Origin of the sequence: Oerskovia sp. NPDC060338 (assembly GCF_042726295.1) — a bacterium.
Classification (GTDB): Bacteria; Actinomycetota; Actinomycetes; order Actinomycetales; family Cellulomonadaceae; genus Oerskovia; species Oerskovia merdavium.
Genome location: NZ_JBHXCQ010000008.1, coordinates 80,831 through 103,601, shown reverse-complemented (window position 1 = coordinate 103,601; position 22,771 = coordinate 80,831). Strand labels below are relative to the sequence as shown.

21 protein-coding genes are annotated in these 22,771 nt (G+C 73.1%); 4 read left to right on the top strand and 17 right to left on the bottom strand.

Annotation, left to right across the window (positions count from 1 at the left end; translation table 11 throughout):
* Positions 1-37: 37 nt before the first annotated feature.
* The gene (gene aspS / locus ACFWGN_RS11365; RefSeq protein ID WP_377616931.1) at positions 38-1,351 is read left to right on the top strand and encodes an aspartate--tRNA(Asn) ligase; all 1,314 of its coding nucleotides are present in this window, start codon (positions 38-40) and stop codon (positions 1,349-1,351) included.
* Between the two features lie 106 nt (positions 1,352-1,457).
* Here the strand turns inward: aspS and ACFWGN_RS11360 are convergent, their stop codons facing one another.
* From ACFWGN_RS11360 to ACFWGN_RS11325, 8 genes are all read right to left on the bottom strand, one after another.
* Entirely contained in the window at positions 1,458-3,296 is a 1,839-nt protein-coding gene (locus ACFWGN_RS11360) for an ABC transporter ATP-binding protein (protein ID WP_377616930.1), read from the bottom strand.
* The gene (locus ACFWGN_RS11355) at positions 3,293-5,092 is read right to left on the bottom strand and encodes an ABC transporter ATP-binding protein (RefSeq protein ID WP_377617047.1); all 1,800 of its coding nucleotides are present in this window, start codon (positions 5,090-5,092) and stop codon (positions 3,293-3,295) included. Before ACFWGN_RS11355 ends, ACFWGN_RS11360 begins: the two co-directional genes overlap by 4 nt.
* A 377-nt stretch (positions 5,093-5,469) precedes the next feature.
* Positions 5,470-6,906 carry a cation acetate symporter gene (locus ACFWGN_RS11350; protein ID WP_377617045.1) on the bottom strand — a complete coding sequence of 479 codons (1,437 nt, stop codon included), beginning with the start codon at positions 6,904-6,906 and terminating at the stop codon, positions 5,470-5,472.
* A gap of 29 nt (positions 6,907-6,935) precedes the next feature.
* Positions 6,936-7,361 carry a heavy metal transporter gene (locus tag ACFWGN_RS11345; protein ID WP_377616929.1) on the bottom strand — a complete coding sequence of 142 codons (426 nt, stop codon included), beginning with the start codon at positions 7,359-7,361 and terminating at the stop codon, positions 6,936-6,938.
* Positions 7,358-8,107: a LytR/AlgR family response regulator transcription factor gene (locus tag ACFWGN_RS11340; RefSeq protein ID WP_377617043.1), complete on the bottom strand. Its 750-nt coding sequence runs from the start codon at positions 8,105-8,107 to the stop codon at positions 7,358-7,360. The genes ACFWGN_RS11345 and ACFWGN_RS11340 overlap by 4 nt, the downstream gene beginning before the upstream one ends.
* 83 nt (positions 8,108-8,190) lie before the next feature.
* Positions 8,191-9,399, bottom strand: a complete 1,209-nt coding sequence (locus tag ACFWGN_RS11335; RefSeq protein ID WP_377616928.1) for a sensor histidine kinase — start codon at positions 9,397-9,399, stop codon at positions 8,191-8,193.
* Positions 9,400-9,555: 156 nt separating this feature from the next.
* Positions 9,556-9,753, bottom strand: coding sequence for a YbdD/YjiX family protein (locus ACFWGN_RS11330; RefSeq protein WP_377616927.1), 198 nt, complete (start codon positions 9,751-9,753; stop codon positions 9,556-9,558).
* Positions 9,754-9,763: 10 nt separating this feature from the next.
* The gene (locus ACFWGN_RS11325; protein ID WP_377616926.1) at positions 9,764-12,049 is read right to left on the bottom strand and encodes a carbon starvation CstA family protein; all 2,286 of its coding nucleotides are present in this window, start codon (positions 12,047-12,049) and stop codon (positions 9,764-9,766) included.
* Positions 12,050-12,276: 227 nt separating this feature from the next.
* Between ACFWGN_RS11325 and ACFWGN_RS11320 the strand changes: the two genes are divergently transcribed.
* The gene (locus tag ACFWGN_RS11320; RefSeq protein WP_377616925.1) at positions 12,277-13,881 is read left to right on the top strand and encodes an ABC-F family ATP-binding cassette domain-containing protein; all 1,605 of its coding nucleotides are present in this window, start codon (positions 12,277-12,279) and stop codon (positions 13,879-13,881) included.
* Between the two features lies 1 nt (position 13,882).
* Here the strand turns inward: ACFWGN_RS11320 and ACFWGN_RS11315 are convergent, their stop codons facing one another.
* Positions 13,883-14,779, bottom strand: a complete 897-nt coding sequence (locus tag ACFWGN_RS11315) for a glycosyltransferase family 2 protein (protein WP_377616924.1) — start codon at positions 14,777-14,779, stop codon at positions 13,883-13,885.
* A 93-nt stretch (positions 14,780-14,872) separates the two neighbouring features.
* On the opposite strand from ACFWGN_RS11315, the gene ACFWGN_RS11310 reads away from it, so the two are divergent.
* Positions 14,873-15,466, top strand: coding sequence for a DUF4240 domain-containing protein (locus tag ACFWGN_RS11310; RefSeq protein ID WP_377616923.1), 594 nt, complete (start codon positions 14,873-14,875; stop codon positions 15,464-15,466).
* Between the two features lie 117 nt (positions 15,467-15,583).
* Here ACFWGN_RS11310 and ACFWGN_RS11305 read toward each other — a convergent pair whose 3' ends face one another.
* Positions 15,584-16,174 carry a hypothetical protein gene (locus ACFWGN_RS11305; protein ID WP_377616922.1) on the bottom strand — a complete coding sequence of 197 codons (591 nt, stop codon included), beginning with the start codon at positions 16,172-16,174 and terminating at the stop codon, positions 15,584-15,586.
* Positions 16,175-16,475: 301 nt separating this feature from the next.
* On the opposite strand from ACFWGN_RS11305, the gene ACFWGN_RS11300 reads away from it, so the two are divergent.
* Positions 16,476-17,402, top strand: a complete 927-nt coding sequence (locus ACFWGN_RS11300) for a ketopantoate reductase family protein (RefSeq protein WP_377616921.1) — start codon at positions 16,476-16,478, stop codon at positions 17,400-17,402.
* A gap of 65 nt (positions 17,403-17,467) precedes the next feature.
* Here the strand turns inward: ACFWGN_RS11300 and ACFWGN_RS11295 are convergent, their stop codons facing one another.
* From ACFWGN_RS11295 to narH, 7 genes are all read right to left on the bottom strand, one after another.
* Positions 17,468-17,893 (bottom strand): hypothetical protein, encoded by a 426-nt coding sequence (locus ACFWGN_RS11295; RefSeq protein ID WP_377616920.1) that lies wholly within the window; start codon positions 17,891-17,893, stop codon positions 17,468-17,470.
* Between the two features lie 6 nt (positions 17,894-17,899).
* The gene (locus tag ACFWGN_RS11290) at positions 17,900-18,154 is read right to left on the bottom strand and encodes a MoaD/ThiS family protein (protein WP_377616919.1); all 255 of its coding nucleotides are present in this window, start codon (positions 18,152-18,154) and stop codon (positions 17,900-17,902) included.
* 41 nt (positions 18,155-18,195) lie between these two features.
* Complete coding sequence (gene moaA, locus ACFWGN_RS11285; RefSeq protein WP_377617041.1) at positions 18,196-19,224, bottom strand: GTP 3',8-cyclase MoaA; 1,029 nt, start codon at positions 19,222-19,224, stop codon at positions 18,196-18,198.
* 86 nt (positions 19,225-19,310) lie between these two features.
* Positions 19,311-19,781 (bottom strand): molybdenum cofactor biosynthesis protein MoaE, encoded by a 471-nt coding sequence (locus ACFWGN_RS11280; RefSeq protein ID WP_377616918.1) that lies wholly within the window; start codon positions 19,779-19,781, stop codon positions 19,311-19,313.
* Positions 19,778-20,485 (bottom strand): respiratory nitrate reductase subunit gamma, encoded by a 708-nt coding sequence (gene narI / locus ACFWGN_RS11275; RefSeq protein ID WP_377616917.1) that lies wholly within the window; start codon positions 20,483-20,485, stop codon positions 19,778-19,780. Before narI ends, ACFWGN_RS11280 begins: the two co-directional genes overlap by 4 nt.
* A gap of 3 nt (positions 20,486-20,488) precedes the next feature.
* The gene (gene narJ, locus ACFWGN_RS11270; RefSeq protein ID WP_377616916.1) at positions 20,489-21,247 is read right to left on the bottom strand and encodes a nitrate reductase molybdenum cofactor assembly chaperone; all 759 of its coding nucleotides are present in this window, start codon (positions 21,245-21,247) and stop codon (positions 20,489-20,491) included.
* Positions 21,244-22,770 carry a nitrate reductase subunit beta gene (narH, locus tag ACFWGN_RS11265; protein ID WP_377616915.1) on the bottom strand — a complete coding sequence of 509 codons (1,527 nt, stop codon included), beginning with the start codon at positions 22,768-22,770 and terminating at the stop codon, positions 21,244-21,246. The genes narJ and narH overlap by 4 nt, the downstream gene beginning before the upstream one ends.
* Position 22,771 lies beyond the last annotated feature (1 nt).

Sequence of the window (22,771 nt, the reverse complement as noted above, 5' to 3'; positions counted from 1 at the left end):
GCCCGCTCCTCCAGGGCCTTCGCCTGCTGGAGGAACCATGAGACCACCCACCCCACCCGTCGCGCTTCCCGGATCCCGCACCCTCGCCGCCGACCTGTCCTCCGTGCCCCCTGGCACGTCCGTGACGCTCAACGGCTGGGTGCACCGGCGCCGGGAGCTCTCCGCGGTCACCTTCCTGGTGCTGCGCGACCGCTCGGGCCTGGCCCAGATCGTCGTGCGGGCGGACTCCGAGCAGGACGCGCCGCCCGAGGAGACCGTGGTCGAGGTCACGGGCACCGCCACGGCGAACGCCCAGGCGCCCGGCGGGATCGAGGTGACCTCACCGACCCTCGTCCTCCTCACCGACCCCGCGGCGACCCCACCCGTCGAGCTCTGGCGCCCCACGCTCGACGTGGCGCTGCCGACGATGCTCGACCACGCGGCCGTCGCATGGCGCCACCCCGCCCAGCGTGCGCGGTGGGAGGTCGCGGCCGCGTCGTTGCGAGGCTTCCGCGAGGTGCTCGACGCGCAGGGGTTCACCGAGGTGCACTCGCCCAAGATCGTCGCGTCGGCGACCGAGTCGGGGGCGAACGTGTTCGCGGTCGACTACTTCGGCGGTCCCGCCTTCCTGGCGCAGAGCCCCCAGCTCTACAAGCAGCAGCTCGTCGGGGTGTTCGAGCGCGTGTACGAGGTGGGACCGGTCTTCCGCGCCGAGCCGCACGACACGGTCCGCCACCTCGCCGAGTACGTCTCGCTCGACGTCGAGCTCGGGTTCGTGCACGACCACCGCGATGTGCTACGGGTCCTGCGCGACGTCCTGGCGGGCATGGTCGCGGGGGTGCGCGAGCTCGCGCACGGGGCGGTCGCGGCCCAGGGCTTCGCCGTCCCGGTCGTGCCCGACGAGATCCCCGTGATCCACTTCGCCGAGGCGCTGGCCCTGGTCGGCGCGCCCTCGGACGAGCCCGACCTGGCCCCCGAGCACGAACGCGCCCTGGGGAGGTGGGCGCTCGCCGAGCACGGCAGCGACTTCCTCGCCGTCGAGGGCTATCCGATGGCCAAGCGCCCCTTCTACACGCACCCTCAGGCCGACGACCCGAGGTGGAGCAACAGCTTCGACCTGCTCTTCCGCGGTCTCGAGCTCGTCACGGGCGGGCAGCGGCTGCACCGGTACGCGGACTACGTCACGGCGATCACGGCCCGCGGCGAGGACCCGGCCACCTACGCGACCTACCTCGAGGCGTTCGAGCACGGCATGCCGCCGCACGGCGGTTTCGCGATCGGCCTCGAGCGCTGGACGGCTCGCCTGACCGGGGCGACGAACGTCCGGGAGGTCACGCTGTTCCCGCGTGACCTGCACCGGCTCGTGCCCTAGCCCGCCGCCCCACGCCCGCCGCCGTCGAGTGCGTGGTTCGGCTGCGACTCGCCGGGCGTGTCGCAGCCGAACCACGCACTCGAGGAACGCGACGGACCGCCGGGCCTCAGGCCATCGAGTCCCGCCACGCCTCGTGCAGGGTCGCGTAGCGGCCGCTCCCCGCCGCGAGGTCGCTGGGCGAGCCGTCCTCGACGATGCGCCCGAGCTCCATGACGAGCACGCGGTCCGCGATGGCCACCGTGGACAGCCGGTGGGCGATGATGATCGCCGTCCGGTCCGCGAGCAGGGTCTGCAGGCCGTGCTGCACCAGCCGCTCGCCCGGGACGTCGAGCGAGCTGGTCGCCTCGTCGAGCACGAGCACCGCGGGGTCCGCGAGGAACGCGCGCGCGAAGCTCAGGAGCTGGCGCTGCCCGGAGGATACCCGCCCGCCCCGCTTGTTCACCTCGGTGTCGTAGCCCTCGGGCATCGCCATGACGAACTCGTGCGCACCGACGGCACGGGCGGCGTCCTCGATCTCGGCCTGCGTCGCGTCGGGCCGTCCGAGCGCGATGTTCTCGCGGACGGACCCGCTGAACAGGTAGGCCTCCTGCGTCACCATGACCACCGCGCGACGGAGGTCCGTCGTGGACAGGTCACGCAGGTCCACCCCGTCGAGCTGGACGCTGCCCTGCGTGGCGTCGTAGAACCGGGTGACGAGCTTGGCCAGCGTCGACTTGCCGGCCCCCGTGGTGCCCACCAGCGCGACCGTCTGGCCCGCGGGGATCGTGAGGTCGAGGTCCGGCAGGATGACCGGCCCGTCGCCGTACCGGAACGTCACGTCGTCGAGGCGCAGCGCGCCGCGCGCGTGCGGCAGGGGCGTGGGCCTCGTGGGCTCGACGACGGTCGGCTCCTCGGCCAGGAGACCGGACACCTTCTCCAGGGCCGCCGTCGCGGACTGGAAGGAGTTGTAGAACATGCCAAGCTGCTGGATCGGCTGGAAGAACCGCTTGACGTAGAGCAGCGCCGCGACCAGCACCCCGACGTCCAGGGACCCCTGGTAGACCCGCCACCCGCCGACGGCGAGCGCCGCCGCGACGGCGACGTTGCCGATCAGCACGAGGCCGGGCTGATACCGCCCGTTGACGCTGAAGATCCGCAGGTTGGCGTCGCGGTACTCCTCGCCGAGCCGTTCGTACTCCGCCTCGGTCGTGGCCTCGCGACGGAACGCCTGCACGGCGCGCATGCCCGTCATCGTCTCGACGAACTTCACGATGAGCCGGGCCGAGGTGGTGCGCTGCTGGCGGTAGTACAGCTGCGAGTGCTTCTGGAACCACCGGGTGAGCAGCCACGCGGGCACGAGCGCCACGACGAGCACGAGGCCCGAGACCGGGTCGAGCAGCCACAGGCCCAGGCCGGTGAACAGCATGAGCATGAGGGAGGACACGACGCCTGTGAGGCCGCCGTCGAGCAGCTCGCGGAGGGCCTCGAGGTCGGAGGTCTGGCGGCTGATGATGCGGCCCGACGTGTACGACTCGTGGAAGTCCAGCGACAGCAGCTGCGTGTGCCGGAACACGCGGCGGCGCAGGGCGAGCAGCACGCCCTGGGCGATGCGCGCGGCCGCGCGCACGTAGGCCCCCGCGCACAGCCCGCCCACGACGGCGGCCACGAGGTACGCGGACCCGACGAGCACGAGCGGCGCGGCCCGGCCGTCAGCGAGCGCGGGCACGGCGACGTCGATCGCGAGAGACACGAGCCACGGCCCGGCGACCTGGCCGAGCGTGGAGAGCACGACGAGGACTCCGGCCCATGCGAGAGCGCGCCTGCGGGGCCGCAGCAGCTCTCCGAGCAGCCGCATCGAGCGGGCGCGGACGGCCGCGGAGGTCTCGCGGTCGAGCCGCGTGGCGTCGTCGGCCGCGGCGTCGGTGGGCCGACGGGGCGGCTCGGTCGGGGTGGTCGGTCCGCTCACGGCTGGGCCTCCGTCGTGTCGTCGTCCACGTGGTCCTCGGGCCCGTCAACGGAGGCCCCCTGGGTCGCGGCCTGCTCCCAGTCCTCCTCGAGGCTCGAGATCACGTACCGGTAGTGCGGGTCGGTGGCCAGGAGGTCGGCGTGCGTGCCGACCGCGGTGACCCGACCGTCCTGCAGGACGGCGACGCGGTCGGCGAGCGCGACGGTCGAGGGCCGGTGCGCGATCACGAGGGTCGTGGTCCCGTCGAGCACCTCGCGCAGCCGGCCGGTCACGGCCTCCTCGGTCGTGACGTCGAGCGCCGAGAGCGGGTCGTCGAGCACGAGCACCGCGGGGCGCACGGCGATGGCCCGGGCGAGGGCCAGGCGCTGCCGCTGGCCGCCCGACAGGGACAGCCCCTCCTCGCCGATCCGCGTCTCGACGCCCTGCGGGAGGTCGGCGACGAATCCTGCCTGCGCCACCTCGAGCGCCTCGTGCAGCCGGCGCTCGCGCTCTGCGGCGGGCACCGCGTCGGGGCCCGTCTCCGGGACGCCGAGCAGCACGTTGTCCCGCACCGAGGCGGAGAACAGCGTGGGGTCCTCGAACGCGACGGCCACCGCGCGACGCACGTCGGTGCGGCGCATCGCGCGCACGTCGACGCCGTCGAGCAGCACCTGGCCGCCGGTGACGTCCGCGATGCGGGGAACCAGCATCGCCAGGGTCGACTTGCCCGCACCCGTGAGCCCGACGAGCGCCGTCGTCGTCCCCACGGGCAGCTCCAGGTCGAGGTGGGAGAGCAGGGGCTCGCTCGCGTCGCCGAACCGGAAGGAGACGTCGCGCAGCTCCACGTGCCCGCGGGCAGGACCCACCTCGACCGGGTCCTGCGGGTCCGTGAGGTCGTTCGGCGTCTCCATGACCTCGAAGAAGCGGTCGACCGCGGTCCGTGCGTTGAGCGTCATCGACAGCGTCATGCCGAGGTCGACGACCGGGCCGTTGATCACGGCGGCGGTGAGGAAGAACGCGACGAGGCTGCCCAGCGTGATGTCACCGCGGACCGCGAGGACCGACCCCAGCACCAGGCACACCGCCAGCGTGATCTCCGGGATCATCTGCAGCGACGTCGTCACCGTGGCCTGGTTGCCGGCCTTGCGGATCTCGGTGCGTCGCAGCTCCTCCGCCTGACCGGTGAAGGACTGCAGGGCGCTGCCACCCCGCCCGAAGGCCTTGAGGACCCGGATGCCGTGCACCGACTCCTCGACCGTCGTGGCCAGGTCGCCCGACTGGTCCTGCGAGAGGCGCGCGATGACCCGGTAGCGGCGCGAGAACCGGAACGCGATCACCGTGACCGGTACCGCACCGGCGAGGTAGACGAGCCCGAGCCAGCCGACCGTGGAGAGCAGGATCGCGACGCCCACGACGATCGTCACCGCGCTCACGACGAGCTGCAGCAGGCCGAAGATCAGCCATCGGCGCAGCAGCCCGAGGTCGCCCATGATCCGGCTGAGGAGCTGGCCTCCGGGCCACCGGTCGTGGAACGCCGCGGGCAGGTCCTGCAGGTGCCGGAACAACGCGACCCGCATGTCGGCCTCGATGCGCGTGCCCGGGTACATCACGAGGTTGCGGCGCAGCAGCACGAACCCTGCCTCCGCCACTCCGAGCAGGAGCACCAGGACGACGGGCACCACGAGCGCACGGAGGTCGCGGGTCGAGGCGCCGGCGGCGAGCGGTCCCTCCACGAGCGACTGGAGCACCTGCGGGATCGCGAGCGCGGCGAGGCTCGCGCCGAGAGCCGAGAGCAGCCCGCCGACGAGGCGAGGCATCGCAGGGCGCACGTACGGGTAGAGCCGGCGCAGCGACGCCCAGGTGGACAGCCGGGACCCGACCGGCACCGGCTGCCCGCCGACGGGCGTCGGTCCACCGACCGCGGGCGGCCCGGTGGGCGGGCCGCCGTCCGTGCCCCGGGCGCGGCGGCCAGGGCCGCGCACCGGAGCGTCGCCGTCGGGACCGCCGGGCGTGTCAGCCGAGGACGTGCTCGGTCTGGAGGTGGTGGAGGGCATCGGTCGCATTGTTGCACCGGTCTCCCACATGATTGCCCGGGTCACACGATGTGGGACGGGCGGACCGCGTTAGAGCACCCGGCCGACGAGTGCGTGGTTCGGCGGCGACTCGCCGGGCGCGTCGCAGCCGAACCACGCACTCAACGCTCGGGCGCCCGCTCCGGCACGTGCAACCGTCGCAGGAACCGGTCGGTGCGGGGCTGCGGCCCGCGCCGGTCCCGCACGGACACGACGACGGTCGTGGCGGTCGCGAGCGGGATCGTCCAGGCCGCGGGCTGGGCCAGGAGGCTGCGCGCGAGGCCGTCACCCGGACCGAGCGCCGAGGTCACGAGCAGCGCACCGGCGCACAGCGCGCTCCCGACGACCATGCCCGCGATCGCGCCGCGCGCGGTGAGCCGACGCCACCACACGCCCAGCAGGATGGTCGGGGACAGCGCCGAGGCCGCGAACACGAACACCGTCCCGACGCTCGTCACGAGCCCCTGCGGGATCGTCACGAGCGCGAACGCGAGCGGCACGAGCGTGCACGCGACCGCGGACCACCGGAACGAGCGGACCGTGCCGCCGAACAGGTCTTGGCTCACGACGCCCGCGAGCGAGACCACGAGCCCGGACGAGGTCCCGAGGAACGCGGCGAACGCCCCCGCGATCACGAGAGCGGAGAGCAGCTCACCGCCCAGGCCGGGCACCAGGCGCGCGGGCAGCACGAGCGCCACCGTGTCGGCGACACCGGGCGCGGCGAGGTCGGGCGCGACGACGCGGGCGACGAGCCCCATGGTGCTCGAGACCATGTAGAAGACGCTGATCATGCCGATCACCACGACCGTGGTCCACCGCGCCGAGACCCCGTCGGGGCTCGTGTAGAAGCGCACGAGGACGTGCGGCAGGCCGATCGTGCCGAGCAGGAGAGCGAGCAGCAGCGAGGCCGTCGTGTAGGTGTCGTAGGAGCGCGGCCCGGCCTCGGGCGGGAAGACCTGGGCCGGGTCGAGCGCCAGGTCCTGCCCGCCGAGGACGACCAGCAGGAAGACCACGGGGATCGCGAGGGCCGTGAGCTTGACCCAGAACTGGAAGGCCTGGACGAACGTGACCGAGCGCATGCCGCCCGCGGCGACCACGGCGCTCACGACCGCGGCGACCCCGACCGACCCGACCCACGGCGGCACGGGGGCCACGGTCGTGATGACGAGCGCGGCCCCGTGGAGCTGCGGGACGACGTACAGCCACCCGATGACGAGCACCAGGACGCTCGTGACGCGCCGGGCAGCGAGCGAGTCGAGCCGCGCCTGGACGAAGTCGGGGATCGTGTAGGCCCCGCTGCGACGCAACGGCCCGGCGACGAACAGCAGCACGAGCAGGTAGCCCGCGGCGTACCCGACGGGGAACCAGAAGGCCTCGGCCCCCGAGAGCAGCACGAGCCCGGACAGGCCCAGGAACGTCCCGGCCGACAGGTACTCACCGCTGATGGCCGAGGCGTTCCACACGGGTTGCACGGTGCGCGAGGCGACGAAGAAGTCGCTCGTGGTCCGCGAGATCCGCAACCCGTAGAACCCGATGAGCCCGGTCGCGAGCAGGAGCATCCCGACGGCGACGAGCGGCAGCGCCGAGGTCACTCGTCCTCCACGAGGGCGCGGAAGCGTCGTTCGTTGCGCGCCGCGGCGAGCGCGAACACGAGCGCGAACGCCGCGATGACGGGGTAGAACCCGTAGGCGTGCAGGAGCCACGGGAGCGGCACGCCCAGCACGTGCACGTCGCCCAGCGTGGGCACGGCGCTCATGGTGACCGTGAGCAGCGTGACCACCGCCAGGAACGACACGACGCACGCGAGCGCGAGCCGCAGCTGCGCCCGCGCGAGGCTGCGGGCGTACACGGCCGCGGGTTCGCTCGCGTCGTCGGGCCCGGAGGCCTGCGCGCCCCGGGGAATCCCGCTGCCCGACGGCGCCCCCTCCCCCGGTCCCGTCGCGGCGGCCGGGTCGCCGTCCGGGTCGTCCGTCGAGCGGACGACGACCCGCGGCGGCGCCTCGTCGCTGCTCACGGACGTCCCCCGGGGCGGCCCAGGAACGCGTCGCGCACGGCCGGTGCCATGCGCCGGCTCACGGGGACCTCGTGCCCCGCGACGACCACGACGGGGTGCGCGCCGCCCAGGCGGACCGCGGTCACGGCCGAGCGGTCGACGAGGTACGAGCGGTGCACGCGCAGGAACCCCGCGGGCGCCCAGCGTTCCTCGAGGTCGGAGAGGGGCTCGCGCACGAGATAGCTGTCCGTGCCGGTCACGAGGCGCGAGTAGTCCCCCTGCGCCTGGACCCACCGCACGGCCGAGCGCAGCACGACGCGGGTCGTGCTGCCGACCGTCACGGCGATGGTCTCGTCGGCCGGGGCGCGGTCGTCGGGCGCCGCGCGGCCCACGTCGCCCCGCGAGGAGGTGCCCGCTGCGGCGTGCCCCGCGACCGCACGCTCGACCGCCCGTGCCAGGCGCTCGCGCCGCACGGGCTTGAGCACGTAGTCGACGGCCTCGACCTCGAAGGCCTCGATGGCCCTGGCCTCGTCGGCCGTCACGAACACCACGGCGGGCCGGACCGAGAACCGTGACAGCGCGCGGGCGAGGTCGAGCCCCGTGAGGCCGGGCATGTGGATGTCGAGGAACGCGACGTGCACGGGGTGCTCGGACAGCCAGCGCAGGGCCTCGGACCCCGACGCGACGGCGTGCACCGAGCGCACGTGCGGGTCGCGGCGCAGGAGCTGGACCAGCTCGTCGAGCACCGGCCGTTCGTCGTCGGCCACGAGGACGTCGACGCCGTCGGGCCGGACCTCGCCCGGGCTCTCGCCCGGCGCACCGGACCCGGTGGCCCGGGGACCGTCGTCGTTCACGGCCTGCTCACCTCGGTCTCGTGCTGGGGCTGGGACTTGGGGACGCGCATCCGCACGAGGGTACCCGCGCCCTCGTTCGTCTCGATCTCGAGCGCGTGCTGGTCGCCGTAGAGCTGGCGCACGCGTGTGTCGACGTTGCGCAGCCCGACGTTGGTCGCGCGCGAGCCCGAGGCGAGCAGGGCCCGCAGCCTCTCGGGCGACATCCCGACGCCGTCGTCCTCGACCGTGATCTCCGTCTGGGTGCCCTCGTCACGCGCGCTGATGACGATCGTGCCCCCGGCCTCGCGGGGCTCGAGGCCGTGCCGGACGGCGTTCTCGACGAGCGGCTGCACGCTGAGGAACGGGATGACGGTCGAGAGCGACTCGGGCGCGATCTGGAGCGTCACGGTGAGCCGGTCGCCGAACCGGGCTCGCTCGAGCTCGACGTAGGAGTGGATGCTGTGCAGCTCGTCGGCGAGCGTCGTGAAGTCGCCGCGACCCCGGAACGAGTACCTCGTGAAGTCCGCGAAGTCGAGCACCAGGTCCCGCGCCCGCTCGGGGTCGGTGCTGATGAACGAGGCGATCGCGCCGAGCGAGTTGTAGATGAAGTGCGGGCTGATCTGGGCGCGCAGGGCGCGCAGCTCGGCCTGGGCCAGCGCGGTGCGCGAGGCCTCGAGCTCGCCGAGCTCGAGCTGGGCCGCGCACCACTGCGCGACCTCGCCCGTGGCGCGCACGAGCGGCGGGCGCACGCGTGTCGCGAACGCGACCACGGCGCCGGCCACGGCTCCCCCGGCGAGCACGGGGGCCCCGACGGCCTCGAGCGGTGCGTCCTGCACGGACGTGCCCGACGACGGCTCGCGGCTCCCGTAGACCTGTCGCCTGCCCGTCTCGACGGTCCGCGCCCCCACCCGCTCGGCCTCGGCCCGGAGGGTGGCCGGGCCGTCGAGCGCCACGACGCCGTCGGCCGTCACGACCGCGAGCGCGTCGCAGCCGAGCAGCGCGCGCAGGTGGCGCGCCGCTCGGCCGACGTCGTCGCCCTCGAGGCCGTCCCGCAGGTGCGTGGCCGCGCGCGACGCGAGGTGCAGGGTGCGGAACGTCGCCCGCTCCGAGTCGCTGCCGAGCTCGCGGGTGCCGCGGGCCAGCCGCCAGGCGAGGACCAGCGCACCCGTGAGGAGGACGCCGACGACCAGGCCGACCACGGCACCGGTGAACGCGGGTCCGGACATGTCGAGATCCTCTTCCGGGAGGTCGCAGGGCGAGCGGGCTCGGCGACGACGCCGGGCTCGGGAGGACCCGCCACCTTCGGTGGCGGGTCCTCCCGACGATATCGCCGTCGCGCCTCTCGTCGGGGCGGGACGGTGGCCGTTGCCGCCCGCTCCGGTTCAGCAGCAGCGCGCGCCGGGGTTGCGGTCCTGGTCGTCCATGCGCTGGCGCCAGAACTGGCGCTCGGTCACGACGGCGACGTCGGGCCCGTGCGCGGCACGGTGGTGCTCCACGTAGACCCGGTAGGCGTCGTCGCCCATGAGCTGGCGGACGTACCAGGCCGTGCCCCTCGCCGCGCGGGCGAGCGCGTCGCGCACGGGCCCCACGTCAGTGCCCCGCGCCCGAGGACACGGGCTGCTTCTCGGGCGGGAGCTGGGCCCACTCGGCCTCGATCTCCTTCTCGGTCGCCGTGGTCAGGAGCCCCGCGGGGGCGAAGCGGCGTGAGGCCACGGGCTCGTCCTCGTGGTTCTCCCCGCCGCCCGCACGCAGCGCCTTGACGGTCGTCACGAGGGCCGCGATCATCACGACGATCGCGAGGACCACGAAGATGATCGACAGCGTGCCCTGGACGAACGTGTTGCGCACGACGGCCTCCATGGCCTCGACCGACTTCGCGGTGCCGAACGACGTCTCGCCCGCGGCGAGCGCCTCCTTGAACGCGTTGTGGTTGGCCCAGTACCCGACCGCCGGGACGGGCGAGAAGATCTTCTCGAACGACGCGGTGATGGTCACGACCGCGGTGAACGCGAGCGGCACCGCGACGATCCAGAGCCAGCGGAAGTACGACCGGCCACGCTTGGCCACGATCGCCAGGACGACCGCGAGCGCGATAGCCGCGAGGAGCTGGTTGGCGATGCCGAACAGCGGGAAGAACGTGTTGATCCCGCCGAGGGGGTCGGTCACGCCGAGGTAGAGGATGCTCCCCCACCCCGCGACCATGACCAGGGTGCAGAACCACACGCCGGGGCGCCACGTGACGTCCCGGAACCTCGGGACGACGTTGCCGAGCGAGTCCTGGAGCATGAAGCGCGCGACGCGCGTGCCCGCGTCGACCGCCGTGAGGATGAACAGCGCCTCGAACATGATCGCGAAGTGGTACCAGAAGCCCATCATCGAGGCGCCGCCGAACAGCTGCTGCATGATGTGCGCGAGGCCCAGGGCCAGGGTCGGGGCGCCACCCGTGCGGGACACGATGGACTCCTCCCCGACGGCCGCGGCGGTCGAGGACAGCATGTCGGGCGTGAGGTTCACCCCTGCCAGGCCGAGCGAGTTGACGAACGCGACCGCCCCCTCGATGGTCCCGCCGGTCGCGGCGGCCGAGGCGTTCATGGCGAAGTAGATGCCGCGGTCGAGCGAGATCGCCGCGACGAGAGCCATGATCGCGACGAACGACTCCATGAGCATGCCGCCGTACCCGATGAAGCGCGTCTGCCGCTCCTTCTCGAGCAGCTTGGGCGTCGTACCCGAGGCGATGAGCGCGTGGAAGCCCGAGAGCGCGCCGCACGCGATCGTCACGAACAGGAACGGGAAGAGCGACCCGGAGAACACCGGACCGGTCTCGCCGCTCGCGAACTCGCTGACCGCGGGGACCGAGATCTCGGGGCGCACGATCACGATCGCACCCGCGAGCATCACGATCACGCCGACCTTCATGAAGGTCGACAGGTAGTCGCGCGGCGCCAGGAGCAGCCACACGGGCAGGACCGCGGCGATGAAGCCGTAGACGATGATGCCGATCGCGATGGTCGTGCGGTCGAGGTGGAACAGGTCAGCGCCCCACGGGGTGTTCGCGACCCAGCCGCCGCCCACGATCGCGGCCATGAGGAGCACGAAGCCGATGATCGAGACCTCGGTGATGCGCCCGGGGCGCAGGTAGCGCAGGTAGACGCCCATGAACAGGGCGATCGGGATGGTCATCGCGACGCTGAAGACGCCCCAGGGGCTCTCGCCCAGGGAGTTCACGACGACGAGCGCGAGGATCGCGACGATGATCAGCATGATGAGCAGCGACGCGACGATCGCGGCCGTGCCCCCGATGCGACCGAGCTCCTGGCGTGCCATCTGACCGATCGTGCGGCCGCCGCGGCGCATCGAGAAGAACAGGACGACGTAGTCCTGCACGGCTCCGGCGAAGATGACGCCGACGATGATCCAGACAGTGCCGGGCAGGTAGCCCATCTGCGCGGCCAGGACCGGGCCGACGAGCGGGCCGGCGCCCGCGATCGCGGCGAAGTGGTGCCCGAACAGCACGCGGCGGTCGGTCGGGACGTAGTCCTTGCCGTCCGAGCGCACCTCGGCCGGCGTCGCACGCCGGTCGTCGGGGCGCGTGATGTACCGCTCGATGACCTTCGAGTAGAAGCGGTAGCCGATGAGGTAGCTGCACACCGCGGCGAACACGAACCAGATCGCGTTGACGGTCTCGCCGCGCACGAGCGCGAGCATGACCCAGGCCACGCCGCCGAGCAGCGCGATCCCCGTCCACAGCGCGATCTTCTGCCAGGTCCAGCGGGGCTTGAGCGCGGACTCCGGAACCGCGGTCGGCGGGAGCGTCGGGTCGGGCGAGAGCCCGTCGTCCGGGACGGCCTCCGCGGTCGATCGGATGTCTGTGGTCATCGGTTCTCTCTCCCTCAGGTCGCGTCGTTGCGTCCGACCGGGAAAGGCTAGGGACAGCGGAGGTCCGTGATCCACGTCACGTCGACGGGCGGTCGAGGTGTGCGACGAGCGGTAGTCGGCCTGCGACGAACGGTCGCCGTCCGGCAGCCCGCAAGGGTGCGGACAGCCCGCCCGCGTAGTGTTCTCCCGTCGTGCCGACGTCCGGCCCGGTACCCGAGAGGACCCCTGTGAGCCTGATCCGCCTGAACGCCGTGAGCATGCAGTTCGACGACAAGGTCGTGCTGCGCGACGCCTACCTCAAGCTCCGCGAGGGCGAGCGCGTCGGGCTCGTGGGTCGCAACGGCACGGGCAAGACGACGTTCCTCGAGCTGATCCTGGGGCGCAAGGAACCCACGTCCGGGACGGTCGACGTCAACCTCGGGGTCACGATCGGGTACTTCTCGCAGTTCTCGGAGCTCGCGGGCCACCGCAGCGCGGCCGAGGAGCTCAGCGCGCTGTTCGCCGACGTCCACGCGACGCAGGAACGCCTGGACGCGATCGGCGAGCGTCTCGCCGAGCCCGACCTGATGGACGACGGCGGCGACGAGATGACCCGCCTCCTGACCGAGCAGGCCGACCTGTTCGAGCGCATGGACGCGATCGACGGGTGGTCGTACGAGAACACGATCGACACGGTCCTCACGCGCCTCGGGTTCGACGCCGAGCGGCGCGTGCTGCCCGTCGACCAGCTCTCGGGCGGCTGGCGCAACCGCGCGGCGCTCGCACGGATCCTCGTGCAGCGCCCCGACGTGCTGCTGCTCGACGAGCCCACCAACTTCCTCGACCTCGACGGCGTGCGCTGGATCGAGAACTGGCTCCAGACCTACCCGGGCGCGGTGCTCGTGGTCTCTCACGACCGTCAGTTCCTCGACGGGGCCGTCAACCGGATCGTCGAGATCGAGAACCGCCGCCTGCACGAGTACGAGGGCGGGTACTCCGACTACGTGCACGCCAAGCAGTCGCGCCTCAAGACCATCGAGCGGCAGTTCGCGCACGAGGAGGAGCTGCTCGCGTACGAGGTCGAGGCCAGCGACGCCCGCAAGCAGGCCGCGAAGGACAAGAGCCGCGGTCTCAAGCGCAAGCTCGCCGACATCAAGAAGCGCCAGGCCCCGCGCCCGGTCGACCAGATCATCACCACGATCTACGCGGACCTCCACGTGAGCGACCGCCTGGTCGAGGTCGAAGGACTGACCAAGGGGTTCGGGGGCGCTCCGCTGTTCAGCGACCTGACCTTCTCGCTGCACCGCGGGGACCGCGTGGCCGTCGTCGGCGCGAACGGGTCCGGCAAGTCGACGCTCCTCGACGTGCTCACCGAGGTCACCCCGCCCGACGCCGGGCAGATCACCTGGAAGAAGAACTCGACATTCGTCTCCTACAACCAGGTCGTGGCGGACCTCGACCTGGACGACACGGTCGCCCACGCCGTCAGCGCGGCGCCCGGCACGCTCGCCTACTCGGCGACCAAGAAGAACGTCAACCGTTTCCTGACCATGCTGCAGTTCTCCGAGATGGAGCTCAAGCAGAAGATCGGCACGCTCTCGGGCGGCCAGCGCGCCCGCGTCGCGATCGCGCAGTGTCTGCTGTCGGGCGCCTCGGTGATCGTGCTCGACGAGCCGACCAACCACCTCGACCTCACGAGCGCCCAGGTCATGGAGCGGGCGCTCGCGCACTTCCCCGGCGCCGTGGTCGTCGTGAGCCACGACCGCTACTTCATCGACAAGGTCGCCGACCGCCTCCTGACGTTCGACGGTGCGGGCAGCGTCGTCGAGACGGCCGCGAGCGGCGCGCTCTGACTCAAGGCTCCGGGAGGACGGCGGTGCGGGCCGTCTGCGCACCGGCGTTCCCGGCCCGGGCCGTCGCGATCCGCACGACCGCAGCCATGCCGCCGTCGCCGTACGTGGCGTCGTCGACCGGGACCTCAGGGTGGTCGAGGACCAGACGCTCCCAGGCGTCGAGCCGCGCGATCGACGCCGCTTCCTGGGCCAGGAGCACCGCACGCAGGTGCTGCTCGAACAGGGGGCGGTGCCGGTCGACCAGGTGACCGTAGAGCGCGACCCGCTTGTCCATGCTGCGCACGTTGGCCGAGGTCGGGGACGTGCGGTACTCGACGAGCGGCTCGGGCACGATCTCGATCCGGCCGCCCGCCGCGAGCAGCGCGAGGAAGAAGTCCCAGTCCTCGAAGCCGTCCCGCATGCGCTCGTCGTAGCCTCCGGCCGCGCGCCAGCGGTCACGGCGCAGCATCACGGTGGCCGGCGAGGCGTTGCGGTGGAGGAAGTCGACCGCCGCTCCCCCGGCGGGGCGGGCGATCGCGTGGGCGACGCCGTGCATGCGCAGCCAGGACGAGGCGCCGACGACGTCGGCGTCCTCCTCGAGGAGGGCCGCGGTCCGCTCGACGAAGGTCTCGGCGAGGCGGTCGTCGCCGTCCAGCACGACCGCGAGCTCGGTGGTCAGCAGGGACAGCCCGGCGTTGCGGGCCGCGCTCACACCCAGGTTCTCCTGGCGCAGGACCTGCACCAGGCCGTCGGCGCGGAGCGCGTCGAGGACCGCGAGCGACCGTGCGTCCGTCGAGCCGTCGTCGACCACGACGACCTGGTCGGGTGCTCGCGACTGCCGCAGCACCGACTCGACGGCCTCTCGCACCAGGTCTCCCTGGTCGAACCCGGTCACGACCACGCCCACGGAAGCTCGCACGCCACGATGCTAGCGACCTCCCGGCGTGCCGATCACCGTGCCCCTGCACAGCCATGATCGTGCTTGTCAGTGGCGGTCCCTACATTTCCCGCCATGGACCACGACACCTTCTGGCAGCTCGTCGACGACGCCCGGACCCGTGCGGGGCAGGGGGCCGACGACCGCGACGCGCAGGACGACCCCCTTCCCGGGGCGCTGACCGGCCTGCTCGTCGAACGGCTGACGCCCGACGAGATCCTCGCGTTCGCGGCCGTGGCCGACGCGGTGAGCGCTGCCGCCTACGCCTGGCCCGTGTGGGGAGCGGCCTACCTGATCGAGGGCGGGTGCAGCGACGACGGCTTCATGGACTTCCGCGACGGGCTCGTCCTCGCGGGGCGCGAGGTGTTCACCCGGACCGTCGCGGACCCGGACTCGCTCGCGGGGCACCCGGTCGTCCTCGGCATGGGCGGAGAGGGCTCCGGCTGGTTCGGGTACGAGTCGCTCGACTCGCTCGTGGGCGAAGCCTGGACGCAGGCGACCGGCCGCGACGACGAGGAGTACTACGCGGCGCGGGCGGCGGGGGCGTCGTCCTCCGGGCACAGCAACGAGGAGGTCTCCTCGGCCGACCCGCGCGGCGAGGTCTGGGACTTCGACGACGAGGACGAGAACCGCCGTCGGCTCCCGCGCCTCGCGGCGCTCTTCGACTGACCAGCGCTCAAGGCGTCGGCCCGCCACCGGGCCGGTCACGTCAGGCGGCCCGGCAGGGGGCGGGTCGGTGGTCGGTCCGGAGCAGCACAGGTCGGACCGACCGGGACCCGGCCCGGCCTAGGCGACCGAGAGGTCCTCTTCCGCCTCGGACGCCGGCGCCAGCCCGCCCAGGACCGCTGCTGCCGCGCCGAGGACCAGCCCCACGCGCGCGTGCGGCGCCCGCACCCCGCGAGCGCGCAGGCGCTCACCCCACCGGTAGGCCACCTTCTCCCCCACCACGGCGAGCGCCGTCGTGACCCCGAGGACCACGACCGCTCCGGTGGCGACCGCGGCCTTGCCGGCGGGCGTGATCTCGACGGGCGTCAGCCCGTGCAGCGTGTTGTCCGGGACGTCACCCGAGTCGGCCTCGCCCGGGGCGGTCGCGCCGGCCGCGGACGCGGAGGTGCCGGCGAGCGCGCCGTCGTGCCCGGGCTCGCGCATGGCGTCACGCAGCCGCCGGACGCCCTCGAGCGCGTCCCGACCGTCCTCGGTCCGCAGGAGCAGGGCGATCCCGGACACCCCGCACACGGTCTTGAGCAGGGCTCTGGTGCTGCGCCGCTCGACGAGATCGGGCACGGTGTACCACGCGGCCGTCACGAGCCCGTAGACCGCGGCCGAGCGCGCGTCGAAGGTCCATGGGTGGGTGGTCTCGGTCTGGTTCACCGGCATCGCTGCGTCCCTGCTGTGCGTCGTCCGCACGTCGTCCGTCCCGGACGCGCGCCGGCACCTGCGTACCGGAACTCGCCCACGGGCTGTCGTGCAGACACCAACGAGGCACCCCCACGGATCGTTCCACCGACACGCCGACGCGCACGCCCGGGGTCTGCCCGCCCGCGCAGCCCGGGCGCGCACGCCCACGCCAGCGCCGGGCCGTGACGACCCTCACCCCCACCGGGGCCGCGCCTCGGGCCGGGTCGACGCCCCGGCGTGGTCTCCTGGGACCTCGATCGTCGGGACGAGGGAGACCGTGGTGGGACAGGACGTGGCAGGGATCGTGGACGAGGCGGAGAACGTGGACCGGACGAGCGTCGCGGTCCTGGGTGCCGGCGGTGTCGGGGGGCTCGTCGGTGCTCTCCTGAGCCGGGCGGGCTCGGACGTGCGGTTCGTGGCTCGCGACGCCACGGTCGAGTCGCTGCGCGCGCACGGCCTGCGGGTCCGGAGCGGTCTGCTCGGGGACTTCGACGTCCCCGCCCGGGCGACGACGCACCTCGACTCCCCCGTCGACGTGCTGCTCGTCGCGGTCAAGCAGACCGGCCTGGCGGCTGCTCTCGACCTCGTCCCTCGGGAGACCCTCGGCGACGGGGTCGTCGTGCCGCTCCTCAACGGCCTCGAGCACCTGGACGTGCTGCGAGCCCGGTATGGCTCAGAACGCGTCGTGCCCGCGACGATCCGGGTCGAGTCGACCCGCGTCGCGCCGGGAGAGATCGTGCACGGCAGCCCGTTCGTCGAGGTCGACCTCGCGGCGGGAGACGCGCCCCTCGAGACGGTCGAGGCGGTGCGCGCCCTGCTCACGGACGCGGGCATCACGACGACCGTGCGCGCCGACGAGGCGGCGCTCGTGTGGGCCAAGCTCTCGTTCCTGGCCCCGCTCGCCCTGCTCACCACGCGGCACGGCGCGACCATCGGCGAGGTGCGCACGACCCACCGGTCCGAGCTCGAGACGCTCGTCGCCGAGGTCGCCGCGGTGGCGGCGGCCTCGGGTGCTCCCGCGGACCCCGCCGCCTCGCTGGCGCTCTACGACAGGTTCTCTCCGGGCGCCCGGTCCTCGATGGAGCGCGACGCCCAGGCGGGGCGCCCCCTCGAGGTCGACGCGATCGGCGGCGCGGTCGTGCGCGCGGCCGAGCGCCTCGGGGTCGCGGTCCCGCTCACCTCGCGGCTCGTCGCCGAGGTCGGCTGACCGCCGAGCGGTGCCCGTCGACCGCCCGGCGACTGACCGCCGAGCACCAGTCGGGTACCGGACGACTACCAGTCGGCGGGCACGACCCAGTGCCGCGGCGCCGCCTCGTGCTCGAGGAGCCGGGCCCGGACCTGCCTGCCGTGCAGCACCCTCTGCTCGGCCGTGAGCCCGTCGAGCCAGGCGACGTAGCGCCGCTCGAGGTGCCGGAACCGCGCTCTCCCGAGCGCGAGGACGACGACCGACACGAGCCACAGCGCCACGGCCAGGACTCCGGCGATGCTCAGGGCGGCGGGGACCGTCAGGACCGGGTGGGCTCGGAGCCCGCACCACACGATCGCGACGGCCACGGTGAGCTGGCTCACGCTCGCCGCGAGCAGCCACCCGCTCGTGACCGGGCCGTGCAGACCCGCGCGCCGGTGGCCGCACGGCACGAACGTCGCGGCCGTCGCGTCGAGCGGCGGGAAACCCTCGGTCGCCGGAGGGTTCTGCACGGCGGGTCACCCACCCGCGAACGGCGGGAGCACGTCGATCGTCACGGGCTCGTCGACGGGGAGGGCTGCGGCCTCGGGGCGCAGCGCGCGTCCGTCCTGGAGGTAGGACGAGACGACCTGCACCCGGCGCATGGCCTCGCCGTGGCGTCGCGCGCTCACGCGGAGGGCGGCGGCCGGGCTCTCGGTCTCGATCACCTCCTCGTCCAGTCCGTTCGCCGCGGCGCGGGCCGCGGCGTAGTAGCGCAGGGTGATGGCGGGCATCTCGGTGCTCCTTCTCGGGGGCGGGTCGGGGGAAGGGTGGGTCAACCGCCGATCGCGGACATGCCGCGGGCGGGCTGCTCGAAGCCGGCGCTGCCGATGGTGTGGCCGGCGGCCTTGGTGCGGACCGCGAGGCCGAGCGCCGCCGCGATCCGGTCGTCGTCGGCTCCTGCGCGCAGGAGCGCCCGCAGGTCGGTCTCCTCGCGCGCGAACAGGCAGCTGCGGAGCTGACCGTCGGCCGTGAGCCGGATCCGGTCGCACGCCCCGCAGAAGGGCCGCGTCACTGACGCCACGATCCCGACGACGGCGTCGGTCCCGTCGACCCTCCAGCGCTCGGCGGGCGCGGCACCGCGCGTCGGTACGGGTTCCAGGTCGAACTCCCCGGTGAGCGAGGCGAGCACCTCGTCGGCCGTGACCATGCACTCGCGGGTCCAGGTCCGGCCCGCGTCGAGCGGCATCTGCTCGATGAAGCGCAGCTCGTAGCCGCGGTCGACCGCGAACCGCAGGAGGTCGACCGTCTCGTCGTCGTTGACCCCGCGCACGAGCACGGCGTTGAGCTTGGTGCCCGTGAAGCCCGCCCGGTCGGCCGCCGCGAGCCCGTCGAGGGCCTGGCCGAGCCGGTCACGTCGGGTCAGCCGCTCGTACCGGTCGCGGCGCAGGGTGTCGAGGGACACGTTGAGGCGGGCCAGCCCCGCGGCGCGGAGCGGGTCCGCGAGCGCCGCGAGGCGCAGCCCGTTGGTGGTCATCGACACCTCGGGGGCACCGGGGAGCGCGGCCAGCCCGGCCACGATCTCGACGATGTCGGGCCGCAGCAGCGGTTCGCCACCCGTGAGGCGGATCTCCTCGATCCCGTGGCGCACCGCCACGGCGGCGACCCGCGTCATCTCGGCGACCGTGAGGAGCTCCTCGGAGGGCAGCCACGGCATGCCCTCGGCGGGCATGCAGTAGGTGCACCGGAGCGAGCAGCGGTCGGTGAGCGAGATCCGCAGGTCGCGATGACGCCGCCCGAACCCGTCGACGAGCCCGGGGGCGTCCCGTCGGTCCGTGCCCGACGGCGTCGCGCGCCCGGGCACCGCACGACCGGACGCGACGTACCCGGCGGGCGCGGCGCCGTCGGGCACCTCGCTGCCGACCGGACGCTCGACCGTGACGACCGCGCTCACAGCGCCCCGACCCACTCGTGCGTGCCGTCGACGAAGACCTGTCGCTTCCACACGGGCAGCGAGGCCTTGACCTCCTCGACCAGCTCGCCGCACACCGCGAAGGCCTGGGCACGGTGCGCGGCGGACACGCTCGCGACGAGCGCGACGTCACCGATCGCCAGGTCGCCCACGCGGTGCGACACCGCGACCCGGACCGCACCCGAACGCGTCGCGACCCGCGCCGCGATCTCGCCGACGAGCCGGTCGGCGTCGGGGTGCGCCTCGTAGGTGAGCGCGGCAACCGCGCGGCCGTCGTCGTGGTCGCGCACCACGCCCGCGAACGTCACGACCGCCCCGGCGCGGTCCGAGGCCACCGCGCGCTCGTGCTCGGCCACGTCGAGCACGGACTCCCCCACGCCCGCGAGCACCACGAGCGCGTCGGCCAGCACCTCTGTCACGGCGTCCGCCGGGGCGCCGCCCGCGCTCACGCCCGCACCTTGCCGCGCCCCGGCGCCGCGGAGCGCTGGCGGTAGACCACGTACGGCCGGGCGAGGTACGCCACGGGCACCGACCACACGTGCACGAGCCGCGTGAAGGGCCAGATCGCGAGGAGCAGGCACGCGAGCACCGCGTGCCAGCCGTAGACCGCGGGCGCCGCGGTGATGAGCGACGGGTCGGGCTGGAGGACGAAGAGCTGTCGGAACCAGACGGAGACCGTGCCGCGGTACTCGTAGCCCGAGCCGAACACGTTGATCGCGACGGTCTGCCACATGCCGACCCCGATCTCGACCGTGAGCAGGGCGTACAGGACCCGGTCCATGGGCGTCGTGACCACGCGGATGCGGTCCGAGACGTAGAACCGGCGCAGCAGCAGGATCACGAGGCCCGCGCACAGCACGACCCCCGCGACCGTCCCGGCCGCGACCGCGACGACGTGGTAGACGTGGTCGGAGATCCCGAGGGCCCGGGTCCACGACGTCGGGATCAGGAGCCCCGCGGCGTGGCCGAGGATCGCGAACAGGGCCCCGAAGTGGAACAGGGGCGACCCCCAGGCGAGCCAGCGCTTCTCGAGCACCTGGCTCGTGCGGGTCGTCCAGCCGAACTGGTCGTTGCGGTACCTCCAGACGTGCCCCACGACGAAGATCGCGAGGCAGACGTACGGCAGCACCACGAAGAGGAGGGTGTCCCACATGAGTCAGCGTCCTTCCGGGGCGCAGGTGAATTCCGGGGGGCCGAACGGCGCGCCGGGCGTGTCGGTCCAGCTCGCACCCCCGTAGGGCATCGAGGCGATCTCGAGCCCCGCGTCGTCGGTGGGCGGTCCGCTGAGCGCGAGCTGGTCGACCTCGGTGCGCTGACGGTCGGAGACCGGGCCCAGGAGGTCGCTCACCGCCTCGAGGATCTCGCGGTAGTGCGAGCCGCGGTCGGCGAGCGAGCGACGGATGAGCTCGATCCCGCCGCGGTGGGTCCGCAGCGGCGCCTCGCCCGCCCCGGTCCCGGCGCGCGACGCGAACTCGAGCACCATGGGCAGGTAGTCGGGCAGCTCACCGTCGTCGGGGGCGAACCCGCACGCGCGGTAGCGCTGCTTGAGCGCGAGGAGCGCCATGCCGCGCTGGCGCGTGTCGCCGTGCAGGTAGTAGCTGAGGAACAGCGACGACTTGCGGCGCAGGTCGAACGTCTCGACGTAGTGAGCCCGCGCGGCGCGCGACTCCAGCCGCGCGTGCTGGTCCCAGAACGTCTGCAGGTGCGCCGCGGGGGCCGAGGCGGGCAGGGCCGCGACGGCCGCGCCGATCTCCTCGGCGTCGGCGTACCAGGCGTCGTCGGGGTAGGCCAGCAGGATGCTGGCGAGCGCGAGGACGTCGGACCGGGCGGGGACCTCGACGAGGTCCTTGCGCCGCGAGCGCCGCAGGAGCGGGATGAACGCGCGCCTGCCCGACGGCGGAGCCTGGGTCGTCATGACGGCCTCCGGACCTGCAGGGGTACGGACACGGGGCCGCCGCGTGTCGCGGCCGCGCTCATGCCGGGTCCGCCCGGGTTGTCGAGCGAGCAGCCCGAGGCCCACGAGGCCATCTCGGCCGCGTCCTCCTTGTGCGCCGCGGGGATCACGTAGCGGTCCTCCATCTTGGCGATCGCCAGGAGGCGGTACAGCTCCTCGACGTCCTCGGCCGTGTACCCGACCTGGTCGAGCAGGTCCTGGTCGACGTCGCCGTCGAGCGTGCGCCGACGCATGTGGCTGCGCATCGCGGCGAGCTTCATGAGGACCCCCGCGACGACGTCGACGTCCCCGGCCGAGAAGAGGCTCGCGAGGTACTCGAGCGGGATGCGCAGCGACGCGATGGTGTGGAACACGTCGTCGGCGTCGGCGTCGTCCTTGCCGAGCTCGGTCGTGACGTCCAGGACGGGCGAGAGCGGCGGCACGTACCAGACCATGGGCATGGTGCGGTACTCGGGGTGCAGCGGCAGCGCGACCTTGAACTTCTGGATGAGCTTCCAGATGGGCGAGCGCTGCGCCGCGCCGATCCAGTCCTCGGCGATGCCGGCCGCCCGTGCCGCAGCGATCACCTCGGGGTCCGTGGGGTCGAGGAAGACGTCGCGCTGGGCGTCGAGCAGGTCCTTCGGGTCCTCGACGGACGCCGCGGCCTCGACCGCGTCGGCGTCGTAGAGCACGAGGCCGATGTACCGCAGGCGGCCCACGCACGTCTCGGCGCACACGGTCGGCTGCCCCGCCTCGATGCGCGGGAAGCAGAACGTGCACTTCTCGGCCTTGCCCGTCTGGTGGTTGACGTAGACCTTCTTGTAAGGGCACGCCGAGACGCACATGCGCCACCCGCGGCACTTGTCCTGGTCGACCAGCACGATCCCGTCCTCGACACGCTTGTACATGGCCGACGACGGGCAGGCCGAAACGCACGCGGGGTTGAGGCAGTGCTCGCAGATCCGGGGCAGGTGGAACATGAACGTCTGCTCGAACGAGAGCTTGACCTTGTCGACCATCGACGCGAGGTTGGGGTCCTTCGAGGCGATCTGCGGGGAGCCGCCCAGGTCGTCGTCCCAGTTGGGCCCCCACGTGATCTTCATGTCCTTGCCCGTGATCGCGCTCTTGGGGCGTGCGACCGGGATCTGCGGCGAGTTCGCCGGCGCGGAGATCAGCTGGTCGAAGTCGTACGTCGCGGGTTCGTAGTAGTCGTCGAGCCCCGGGAGGTCGGGGTTCGCGAAGATCGACGCGAGACGGCGCAGCCGGCCTCCCGAGCGGAGCCGGAGCCGCCCCTTGCGGTCGAGCTCCCACCCGCCGTGCCACCGGTCCTGGTCCTCGTACCCGCGCGGGTACCCCGTCCCGGGCTTGGTCTCCACGTTGTTGAACCACACGTACTCGACGCCGTCGCGGTTCGTCCACGTCTGCTTGCACGTGACCGAGCACGTGTGGCACCCGATGCACTTGTCGAGGTTCATGACCATCGCTACCTGCGACATGACCCGCATC

Excerpts from the sequence above, each read along its gene's own strand:
- aspS (WP_377616931.1), top strand. The coding sequence starts at position 38 with ATGAGACCACCCACCCCACCCGTCGCGCTTCCCGGATCCCGCACCCTC.
- ACFWGN_RS11355 (WP_377617047.1), bottom strand. The coding sequence starts at position 5,092 with ATGCCTCGCCTCGTCGGCGGGCTGCTCTCGGCTCTCGGCGCGAGCCTC.
- ACFWGN_RS11350 (WP_377617045.1), bottom strand. The coding sequence starts at position 6,906 with ATGCTCCTGCTCGCGACCGGGCTCATCGGGTTCTACGGGTTGCGGATC.
- ACFWGN_RS11335 (WP_377616928.1), bottom strand. The coding sequence starts at position 9,399 with ATGTCCGGACCCGCGTTCACCGGTGCCGTGGTCGGCCTGGTCGTCGGC.
- ACFWGN_RS11325 (WP_377616926.1), bottom strand. The coding sequence starts at position 12,049 with ATGACCACAGACATCCGATCGACCGCGGAGGCCGTCCCGGACGACGGG.
- ACFWGN_RS11310 (WP_377616923.1), top strand. The coding sequence starts at position 14,873 with ATGGACCACGACACCTTCTGGCAGCTCGTCGACGACGCCCGGACCCGT.
- ACFWGN_RS11305 (WP_377616922.1), bottom strand. The coding sequence starts at position 16,174 with ATGCCGGTGAACCAGACCGAGACCACCCACCCATGGACCTTCGACGCG.
- ACFWGN_RS11290 (WP_377616919.1), bottom strand. The coding sequence starts at position 18,154 with ATGCCCGCCATCACCCTGCGCTACTACGCCGCGGCCCGCGCCGCGGCG.
- narI (WP_377616917.1), bottom strand. The coding sequence starts at position 20,485 with ATGTGGGACACCCTCCTCTTCGTGGTGCTGCCGTACGTCTGCCTCGCG.
- narJ (WP_377616916.1), bottom strand. The coding sequence starts at position 21,247 with ATGACGACCCAGGCTCCGCCGTCGGGCAGGCGCGCGTTCATCCCGCTC.
- narH (WP_377616915.1), bottom strand. The coding sequence starts at position 22,770 with ATGCGGGTCATGTCGCAGGTAGCGATGGTCATGAACCTCGACAAGTGC.